Origin of the sequence: Pseudoalteromonas sp. CST2, assembly GCF_028599385.1 — a bacterium.
Taxonomy (GTDB): Bacteria; Pseudomonadota; Gammaproteobacteria; order Enterobacterales; family Alteromonadaceae; genus Pseudoalteromonas; species Pseudoalteromonas atlantica.
This window is the reverse complement of sequence record NZ_JAQREO010000007.1, coordinates 79,566-90,109: the sequence shown is the minus strand read 5'-3', so window position 1 is coordinate 90,109 and position 10,544 is coordinate 79,566. Positions and strand designations below refer to the sequence as shown.

At 40.2% G+C, this 10,544-nt stretch carries 6 protein-coding genes; 5 read left to right on the top strand and 1 reads right to left on the bottom strand.

What is annotated here, in order from left to right; genetic code table 11:
- The first annotated feature begins 160 nt into the window (after positions 1–160).
- The 4 genes from PSH41_RS11170 to fahA all read left to right on the top strand — a co-directional run bounded on the left by PSH41_RS11170 (position 161) and on the right by fahA (position 7,346).
- The gene (locus tag PSH41_RS11170; protein ID WP_024032295.1) at positions 161–1,654 is read left to right on the top strand and encodes a peptide MFS transporter; all 1,494 of its coding nucleotides are present in this window, start codon (positions 161–163) and stop codon (positions 1,652–1,654) included.
- Between the two features lie 145 nt (positions 1,655–1,799).
- Positions 1,800–4,547 carry a metallophosphoesterase gene (locus tag PSH41_RS11165; RefSeq protein WP_273589043.1) on the top strand — a complete coding sequence of 916 codons (2,748 nt, stop codon included), beginning with the start codon at positions 1,800–1,802 and terminating at the stop codon, positions 4,545–4,547.
- A 308-nt stretch (positions 4,548–4,855) separates the two neighbouring features.
- Positions 4,856–5,902 carry a 4-hydroxyphenylpyruvate dioxygenase gene (hppD, locus tag PSH41_RS11160; RefSeq protein ID WP_138685809.1) on the top strand — a complete coding sequence of 349 codons (1,047 nt, stop codon included), beginning with the start codon at positions 4,856–4,858 and terminating at the stop codon, positions 5,900–5,902.
- Positions 5,903–6,032: 130 nt separating this feature from the next.
- Positions 6,033–7,346 (top strand): fumarylacetoacetase, encoded by a 1,314-nt coding sequence (gene fahA, locus PSH41_RS11155; RefSeq protein ID WP_054983015.1) that lies wholly within the window; start codon positions 6,033–6,035, stop codon positions 7,344–7,346.
- Positions 7,347–7,462: 116 nt separating this feature from the next.
- Here the strand turns inward: fahA and putP are convergent, their stop codons facing one another.
- Entirely contained in the window at positions 7,463–8,941 is a 1,479-nt protein-coding gene (gene putP / locus PSH41_RS11150; RefSeq protein ID WP_273589042.1) for a sodium/proline symporter PutP, read from the bottom strand.
- A gap of 334 nt (positions 8,942–9,275) precedes the next feature.
- On the opposite strand from putP, the gene PSH41_RS11145 reads away from it, so the two are divergent.
- Complete coding sequence (locus PSH41_RS11145) at positions 9,276–10,496, top strand: EAL and HDOD domain-containing protein (protein ID WP_273589041.1); 1,221 nt, start codon at positions 9,276–9,278, stop codon at positions 10,494–10,496.
- Positions 10,497–10,544: the final 48 nt, after the last annotated feature.

Sequence of the window (10,544 nt, the reverse complement as noted above, 5' to 3'; positions counted from 1 at the left end):
TGTGTCTCTTACCTTGTGGTGTTACTACCATTTAGCAAATCATTATCTTAGCTACAAATAATATACAGATGGTCGAGCGTTTTAGTGCCCCATGGCACAAAACAGCTAAAGCAAAAAATTATAAGGCCATTACAACAATTCTTAAAGTTAGGAAGTAAATATGAGTTCAGCTCCAGATAGTGGTTGGTTTGGCCACCCTAAAGGACTTTCGACATTGTTCTTCACTGAGATGTGGGAACGAATGAGTTACTACGGCATGCGAGCGATGCTCGTATTGTTTATGACAGCAAGCCTACAAGAAGAAGGCCTTGCCTTTACGGTTGCATCAGCTGCTGCAATTTACGGTTTATACACAGGTGCCGTTTATTTCTTAGGCTTACCGGGTGGTTGGCTAGCGGATAGATTATTCGGTGGTCAAAAGGCCGTATGGTACGGCGGTATCATCATCATGTGTGGCCATATTATTTTGGCCGTGCCTCATGAGTATTCATTTTTTATTGGTTTGATCTTTGTTGCTACAGGTACTGGTTTGCTAAAACCAAATATCAGCGCAATGGTAGGCCAGTTATACAGCGATGCTGATGAGCGCCGTGATGGCGGTTACGCTATATACTACATGGGTATTAACTTAGGTTCTTTAATTGGTTACTACGTATGTGGCTACTTTATGGAAAACGTAGGTTGGCACTGGGCATTTGGTGCAGCTGCTGTGGGTATGGCTATTGGCTTAATCCAATATAAGCGTACGCTTAACAACCTACCAGAGCACAGTGCATTACCGGCTAACCCATTAAGCGCTAAAGGTGCATCTCGTGCATGGTTTGGTATTGCTGCTTTTGTTGTTATTGCCGCTGGTGTGACCGCTGCAGCAATGACGGGCGCAATTATTATTAACCCAACTGTTGTAGCAGGCTACACAGCTGTTGTGTTTACTATTATATTCTTTATTTATTTCGGGGTTATTTACTTTACAGGTAAATTAACAGCGGGCGAAAAACAAAGAATGTGGGCACTATTTTTAGTGTGTGTTGCCTCTGCGTGTTTTTGGTCTGGCTTTGAGCAAGCGGGTTCATCACTAAACCTATTTGCCCGTGATTACACAGATCGCCTTATAGGCACTTTTGAAATTCCAACTACGTGGTTCCAATCTTTAAACTCACTATTTATTATTGCTTTATCGCCATTTTTTGCCGCGCTTTGGATTAACTTATCTAAAAAGATGGTATCGCCGACTTACAGCGTAAAATGTGCAATGGGCTTAATTATTATGGCTTCTGGCTTTTTAGTTATGTTTATGGCCGCTCACTACGCAGCTGAAGGCTTAAAAGTAGCGCCATACTGGCTGGTAACAACCTACTTTTTACATACAGTGGGTGAGCTTTGTTTAAGCCCTGTAGCATTAAGTGCGGTAAGTAAACTTTCGCCGCGTCGTTACACAGGCCAAATGATGGGTGTATTTGTATTAACTTATTCTATTGGTAACATTATTGCTGGCTTACTGGCTGGTAACTTTGATCCAAATAACGTTGAAGAAATCCCTAACTTATACTTACAAATTGCCTTATTTAGCATTGGCGTAGGTATTGTTTTAGTGCTTATGAGCTTTAAAGCGAAAGTATGGGAAAAACAAGGCCTAGAAGAAAAAGCTGCATAATATTGCACGTTTAATTACGCGTAATACTAATTATAATTTCCCCCATAGCCGCTATGGGGGAAATTTTCTCAAATTTCTATATCACCTCGCTGTAAACTGGTATCATCTGCTGATTAATTTTTAACTAGTCTCAGGGACGCAGTACATGCGCTTGTTAACTTTATCTCGCACCCTATTTTTAACCTTAAGCATTCTTTTATTATCTGCCTGTGGTGGTTCAGACGATCAAGTTACAACTAACCCTAATGATCCCGTTGAGCCTGAGCCTAGCGAGTTAACCGTATCTACAACTACCGGTTTAGATATCAGCCTCGACGAAGGAAGCTTTTTACTGACTGTACCTGCCAATGCTGTCTCTCAAAACACTGAACTTACATACGAAAAAACAGTATTAGATGATGTAAATGCACTACTAAATATTATCTCAGATATACACCTGCTCACCCCAAGTACGCTTTCTTTTAGTAACCCAATAACAATTACCATAAAAATACCTGATGATTACCAATTAGGTGGCCAGCTATTTATTGCTAGACAATCTGGCGATGGCTGGGAAGTTATTGATAACTCTTTTGTTGCAGATGGTTTTGTAAGTGCGCAAGTAACAACACTAGGAACCTTCGCTATTATGATGCAGCGCAATGAGGCCTTTGCTGCTATAGGCCCAACGTGTGATGCCACAGCCACAGAGCAATCGGTTAGATTTGTTCATGTTGCCGACCTACACGCGCGATTCGGTTATGAGGAGCAATACTTTAGCCGCATAAAAGCCTACTACAACCAAGTACTTGCACAAACGCCGCATACCCTTTTTACCAACGGGGGTGATGACTACGAAAAAGGCACTGTTGCTGAGCAACTATCACAAGGTAGCGCTACAGAAGAAGCCATTAAAGCCATGCAGTTTGATTTACGTGTGGTAGGAAATCACGACTATGCATGGGGGCCAGAAAAATTATTAAGCTACTCGCAAGATGATAACGCCATAGTACTTGCCAGTAATACACGCTATGAAGGCGAACAATTACAAGATTTTGCCGCTGTAGGCTTTGCTAAAGTACAAGTAGGCTGTGTGACCTTAGGTGTATTTGGTATGACCTCAGTACCTTGGAACGAGCTAGACGAACCGATAGATGATGAGCCTATACCTGACTTTATCAAACAATTTAAAATGAGCTGGCAGTGGCAACAAATAGCACAAAGTATAGTAAACCAATACCAAGGCGATGTTGACTACATGGTAATGCTAAGCCATTTAGGTGAAGGCTTAGACATTGATATGGCAACCGATGTAAGCGGTATTGATTTAGTGTTAGGCGGTCATACTCATGGCGGTGAAAGTTATAATACGCTCGAGAACGGCGCTGTGGTTATTCAGCCAGATTTTTACGCCAAAGGCATCACCGATGTTACTCTTACGTTTAACTTGCAAGATAAAACATCGCCAACAATAGATTACAGCACGATTGAAACTGACAGCATCAGCGAACGTGATGAACCAACTAAACTGGCAATTGATGAAATTATGGGCCGCTATGCGCCTGATGCAAACACAGAAATTGCTATTTCTGAAAACTACCCAAGTAGTTTAGAACTTGCAGAAATAACGGCTTTAGCTGCAGCCCATGCAAGTGATATAACGGCGGCCTTGCTTAACCCAGAATTAGTACAAACAAGGTGGACACCAGGGACCTTAACACAAGAAGACTTTCATAAAGCCTACTATGTTGAGCGTCAGCCCTCTAACACTCCTGGCTTTAATTCGTTATATAGCGTAACGGTTACAGGTAGCGATTTAAACACCATGTTTGCCAGTCAGCCAAATTGGTTTTTACTCAAACCAGATGATATACAAGCTGCGAGCACTTACCAGGTTGCGTTATTTAAAGGCGCAGCACTTAATCCTGAACTATTTTTTAGCGGTGTTACCTTTTCAAATGTAGAAGCTATTGACGAAGCATGGTGGTTACTCGATCAATATGCGCGTTTTAGAACAAGCCAATGCTTATACCTAGATACCGATAATCAACTCTTTTCATGTAATGAGCAAAGTAATGTCACAGTGTGGAATTTTGACGATGCAAATAGCCCTTTGGCAGCAGATTATGGCCCATCAGTATTGAGCTATTTTGACCCAGAACAAACAAACTGGGGCCCCGAAGAAACGCAATATAATACAACTCAAGCACTTGGTATTGCTGATTTTGCTGATGGCAGCTCAGGTGTAATGGCGTTTTCACGCCACGCCCCTACCGAGGGGTTATTAATAACCTTAAATACACCTGCCAATGGTGATTATGCAAGTGAAGGAATGGTTTCTGATTACACCTTAGTAATGGATTTATATTGGCCAGAAGAAGGCAAAGATATTTATCGCGCTATCATGCAAGCAAACACACAAGATTACCTCACTGATGATGCCGATATGTTTATCGACCCAACCGGCGGTTATGGTAAATCAACCAGTGATAGTGGTTACTTTGGACAAACAGAGCCTGAAAACTGGCACCGAGTTGCATTTGTATTTTATACCGCCCCCAGTAATGGGGTATTTGAAGTGTACATAGACGGCGAGCTTGCTGGTGTTAAAGAAGACGGTGAAATAAATAACACCTGGGCATTAACGTCATCTGTTTTACTCTTTACAGATAACAACTTTGAAACAGTGCCCGGTTATTTAAACGCCCTTTTATATGCTGGGCGCGCCCTGACTCGAGACGAAATTAAAAGCATGGGCAGTGCACAATCAAAGCTGACATTTACCCCTACAACACGGGTATTAAACCAAGCTATTGAGCGCCACTACCAAGCAGCTCCAACCGTAACACCTAATCTTTGGCTCGAGCAGCGCAACACGTTTTTTAACAATCGCACACAAAGTGTAAACAATTAAATACAAAAAACATGATGTAACTACATTTTTAAAAGAGGTTTTATTTTTATAAAACCTCTTTTTTATTTATTTATATCAATACCTTAAACTTTAATAAACGAAAAGCACCAAGCTAATACATGCTCGTTTACCCTAAAGCGTAAGGTATAAACCTATTGACTAAGTAAACGTCTTATTAAATTTACAGTTTGCTCAAATGCTAAATCTGCTCCTCCTCTTCCCCAAACTTAAAATCTAGTTGATTATCTAGCTCAACACGACAACAACACATAATCGCAGTAGCAATATTTATTGCAGGAGTAATAAAAATGAGTGAAGCAAATAATCCACTAGGTTTAGTTGGTATTGAGTTTACTGAATACGCAACACCTGATACAGACTACATGGATAAGGTGTTTACTGATTTTGGTTTTTCAAAATTAAAAAAATTTAAAGGCAAAGATATTGTCTATTACAACCAAAACGACATTCACTTTTTACTAAATAACGAACGCGATGGTTTTTCTGCTGAATTTGCAAAAAGTCATGGCCCAGCAATTTGCTCTATGGGTTGGCGCGTTGAGGATGCACAGCATGCATTTGAAACAGCTGTAGCACGTGGTGCAAAACCCGCAACCGACTCAACCCATAAAGACTTACCTTACCCCGCCATTTACGGTATTGGCGATAGCCTGATTTACTTTATTGAGCAATTTGGTGATAAAGGGTCTATTTATGAGTCTGACTTTGAAGATTTATCATCACCTAATGTAGTTGAAGATAAAGGCTTTATACGTATAGATCACTTAACTAATAACGTTTACAAAGGCACTATGGAAACATGGGCAAACTTTTACAAAGACGTGTTTGGTTTTACAGAAGTACGCTATTTCGATATTAAAGGTCAAAAAACAGCGTTGCTATCGTATGCATTAAAATCACCCTGTGGCACCTTCTCAATTCCTATTAATGAAGGTAAAGGCAATAACAACAACCAAATTGACGAGTATTTAGGCGAATATAATGGCCCTGGTGTACAACATCTCGCGTTTTTAACTGACGATTTAGTTAGCTCGCTTGATAAGCTTGATAAATCGACCATTGCTACTTTAGACATTATTCCTGAGTATTACGACACTATTTTTGACCGTGTGCCGTGGGTTGCAGAAGATAAAGAAAAAATTCGCGAGCATCAAATATTAGTCGATAGCCAAAGTGAAAACTGCTACCTATTACAAATTTTCTCTAAAAACCTATTTGGACCTATTTTTATAGAAATGATCCAACGTGTAGATGATGGTGGTTTTGGTGAAGGTAATTTCCAAGCATTGTTTGAGTCAATTGAGCGAGACCAAGAGCGCCGCGGCGTTTTATAACTTTTTTGAGTAAATTAAAAGCAGCGATCTTCGCTGCTTTTTGTCGTTTTAATATTTAAAAAGTAGGGTGCAAGATACAAGTATGCTTAAATAAATGCATGCACCCAACATCAAACCTAAAGGATAAGTAATGAGCCAAATTAACGAAACCCACGACATTAATTTAACTAGCTGGGTAGAGTCGGCCAATATTAAAGGCTGTGACTTCCCGATTCAAAATTTACCTTTTGCAGAATTTCGTACTAAAAACACAAATGAAGAATTTAGAGGCGGGGTTGCTATTGGCGATCAGGTTATTGATTTAGCAAAATTGAGCCACTTAAACATTTTTACCGGTGATGCTAAAACAGCCCTAGATGCAGCAAGCGAATCAACACTAAATACATTTATGGGTTTAGGGGAGCAATACTGGTCAGCACTGCGCTTAGCGCTTTCAAAAGCATTGCGTGAAGGCGCACAGCAACAAAAAGAAATGCAAAGTACCCTTATTGCTCAAGCTGATATAGAGTTTTCACTGCCGTGTCGTATTGGTGATTACACCGACTTTTATACCTCAATTTACCATGCAACCGCCGTTGGTAGCTTGTTTAGACCAGACAACCCGCTTTTACCAAACTATAAATGGGTGCCGATTGGCTATCATGGCCGCTCTTCATCTATTGATGTATCGGGGCAAACATTTCACCGCCCTAAAGGGCAAACTAAAGCGCCCGATGCAGATACCCCATCATTTGGTCCATGTAAACGCCTAGATTACGAGTTAGAGCTTGGTATTTACTTAGGCAAAGGCAATGCGCTGGGTGATGCTATCGCCATTGAAAACGCTGAAAACCATGTATTTGGTTTTTGTGTATTTAACGATTGGTCAGCACGAGATTTACAAGCATGGGAATACCAACCATTAGGCCCGTTTTTAGCTAAAAACTTTGCATCAACCGTATCGCCTTGGATTGTCACCACTGAAGCACTTGCACCTTTTAGAACTAGCTGGACACGTGATGAAAACGATCCACAACCAATGCCGTACCTAGAATCTGCCGCTAATCGCGAACAAGGTGCATTTGATATTCAAATGGATGTTAAAATTCAGACTCAAAAAATGCGTGATGAAAACCACCAACCTACGCAGGTCTCTGCCTCAAGCTTCAAACATTCATATTGGACTGTGGCGCAAATGGTGACCCATCATACTGTAAATGGCTGTAACTTTATGCCAGGTGATATGCTCGGCTCTGGCACGCAGTCAGGCCCTACACATGAAGAAGCGGGCTCTTTATTAGAGCTTTCTCGTGGTGGTAAAGAAAAAATAACCCTGAGTAATGGTGAGCAACGCAGCTTTTTAGAAGATGGCGATAATGTAATTATGCGCGGCTGGTGTGAAAAGCCAGGCTATGCCCGTATTGGCTTTGGTAGCGTAGAAAGCACAGTATTACCTGCTAAATAACTTATTGGTTATTGATATGTCCTAAATAAGCAAACACATTTGAGGACAACACATAGCAAATAAAAAAGCCACCTAGTTAAACTAGGTGGCTTTTTCGTATCTACAGTACGGGTTGATTAAAGCTCTTTTTCAACCTCATCAAATAGCGCAGTAATATTTTGCGCTGGCTCTTTCGTCGCTAAGCTTACAACGACAATTGCAATGCTTGCTAAAATAAAGCCTGGTACAATTTCGTACATGTAACTGCTTAAGCTTTGTCCATCAATCATAAATGGTGAGTAAATCCAAAACAGAACCGTACCAGCACCTACAACCATACCTGCTAGTGCGCCTTCAAAGTTCATGCGTTTCCAGTACAGGCTAAATAAAACCAGTGGGCCAAATGCCGCACCAAAACCTGCCCATGCATTACTTACTAAGCTTAATATTGAGCTGTCTCTATCGTACGCTAAGTAAATAGCACACAAAGCGACTGCTGCTACACTAATACGTCCTACAGTAACAAGCTCTGTGTCGCTTGCTTCTTTGCGTAAAAACGTTTTGTAAAAATCTTCAGTTAACGAACTTGAGCTAACAAGTAACTGCGAAGAAATTGTACTCATGATTGCAGCTAAAATAGCCGCCAATAAGAAACCAGCAATTAATGGGTGGAATAATAACTCAGAAAGAATTAAGAAAATGGTTTCTGGGTCTTCAACAACAATGTTGTTTTCATAAGTGTACGCGGCACCAAATAAACCAGTACCCACAGCACCAATGGCTGCAACTATCATCCATGTCATACCAATACGGCGAGCCGTTGGCATATCTTTTACGCTACGCACCGACATAAAACGTACAATAATATGAGGTTGACCAAAGTAGCCTAAGCCCCATGCCATTGCCGAAATAATCCCTAATGCAGAGCCTGCACCTATCCAATTAAGCATATCGGGGTTTACGCTATGAAGTGTTGACTCTAGCGGTTGATCTAATAAAGAGTAAGCAACGGTCGGTACCAGTATCAAGGCAATAAACATAATACAGCCTTGCACAAAGTCAGTTAAGCTAACTGCTAAGAAGCCACCAAATAAGGTATATAAAACAACAACACCAGTGGTGATGTATAAACCCATTTCGTAACTTAAGCCAAATGAGCTTTCAAACAATTTACCGCCTGCTACAACACCTGATGATGTATAAAGCGTAAAGAACACAATAATTACTACCGCAGAAACTACACGTAAAAGGTTTGATTTATCATTAAAACGATTAGAGAAGTAGTCTGGGATTGTGATTGAGTCGTTTGCTTTTTCAGTGTAAACACGCAAACGAGGCGCAACTAAAAAGTAGTTTAACCACGCACCAATAACCAAGCCTATTGCTATCCATGTGCTACTAAAGCCAGTAACGAACATAGCGCCAGGTAAGCCCATTAAAATCCAACCGCTCATATCCGATGCGCCAGCAGATAATGCTGCAACACTTGGAGATAAGCTACGTCCACCTAGCATATAACCCGAAACATCACTTGTAGACTGTTTGTATGCATAAAGTCCAATGCCAAGCATGACTATAAAATACAATGCCAGTGAAATAATCATTCCTGTTTCCAAATTCGCCTCCACAAAGTTGTATAAAACAGGCTTTTAATCCTAATAATGACTCTTAAAATATTATAATAAAGACACTATTGGGGTAAAAACCATCCGTCTTGACTATACCATGCTTAAAGGTGATAACTCCAACTTGTTACACTGAAGTGAACAAAAAACAGCCGGATTGACTATTTAACCCTCAAACACCCGATATACGGTAAATTTATTTACATATATAGCTAATATTTAATAACAATTCATTAAATCAATAATAATTACCTAATGCTATTTCGAACGTTTTGCCATATATTATAACCATTACTAATAATTATTATTTTGTACGGAACTATTTATGTATTTTTATGCTGCACGCCAACCTATTTTAGACCGCGAAAAGGAGCTTGTTGGATACGAGTTATTATTTCGTGATGGCGTTGATAATGTATTTCCAGACATAGACGGTGACGAAGCAACAACTAAGCTAATCGAAGGGAGTCAGTTTAATTTTGGCTTAGAAGATTTAACTGGCAACAAACCCGCCTATATTAACTTTACCCTAGAAACCTTACTTAAAGGTTACCCTACTATGTTAGGGAAAGAGACGGTCGTTGTAGAAATCCTTGAAACAGTGCAACCAGGTAAGCGCTTACTGGCTATTGTTAAAGATTTAAAAGAAAAAGGCTACACCCTAGCGCTTGATGATTACATTCACCAACCAGTATGGCGCCATTTTTACCCATTTATAGATATTATAAAAATAGACTTTTTAACCACTGATGAAAGTGCAATAAAAACCATAATTAACGATATTAAAGCCTATCCACACATCAAGCTTTTAGCTGAAAAAGTAGAAACCTATGAAGCTTATAATTTAGCTCTTGAGCTTGGGTTTGAATATTTTCAGGGGTTCTTTTTTTCAAAGCCTGAAATGGTACAAAGTAAAGCACTGCCGCCATCAGAAATGGCATTAGCAGAGCTGCTTTACGAAACCTCATCTGTTGAAATGGATCTTAAAAAGATAACCGATGTGTTTGAACGTGACGTAAATCTATCATACAAGTTATTGCGTTATTCAAACTCAGCTGCGTTTGCGCGCAGAGCCGAAATAAACACAATCAAACAAGCACTCATCGTCCTTGGCGCTAACGAAATTAAAAAGCTGTTATCTTTGTTATTTGCAGCGCAAGTTTCTGCCGATAAACCTGTCGAGCTAATTAGGCTTTCGCTAACACGTGCACGATTTGGTGAACTACTTGCTATTTCACACGGGCAGTTTAAAGATACCGGTATGGCCTTTTTAACTGGCATGATGTCGCTTATGGACGCCATTTTAGATGAAACCATGGAAAGCGTTATGCAAAAGCTCCCGCTGTCTGCAGAGATAAAAGCTGCGCTATTGAATGACGAAGGCCTGCTTGCTCAGTATCTAAACTTGGTTAAGTTTTATGAGCACGCAGATTGGGAAGCCGCCAACGAAATTGCTAAACAGTTAAATTTAGGCGAAGAAGTTGCCAACGCATACCATGACGCCTTAACCTGGGTTAATGAGCAAATGCAGCTGATGGTTAAATAATAATAAACATCAGAATCTGTTTATTTAAGCTCAAAATACACATAAAAA

Excerpts from the sequence above, each read along its gene's own strand:
- PSH41_RS11170 (WP_024032295.1), top strand. The coding sequence starts at position 161 with ATGAGTTCAGCTCCAGATAGTGGTTGGTTTGGCCACCCTAAAGGACTT.
- PSH41_RS11165 (WP_273589043.1), top strand. The coding sequence starts at position 1,800 with ATGCGCTTGTTAACTTTATCTCGCACCCTATTTTTAACCTTAAGCATT.
- hppD (WP_138685809.1), top strand. The coding sequence starts at position 4,856 with ATGAGTGAAGCAAATAATCCACTAGGTTTAGTTGGTATTGAGTTTACT.
- fahA (WP_054983015.1), top strand. The coding sequence starts at position 6,033 with ATGAGCCAAATTAACGAAACCCACGACATTAATTTAACTAGCTGGGTA.
- PSH41_RS11145 (WP_273589041.1), top strand. The coding sequence starts at position 9,276 with ATGTATTTTTATGCTGCACGCCAACCTATTTTAGACCGCGAAAAGGAG.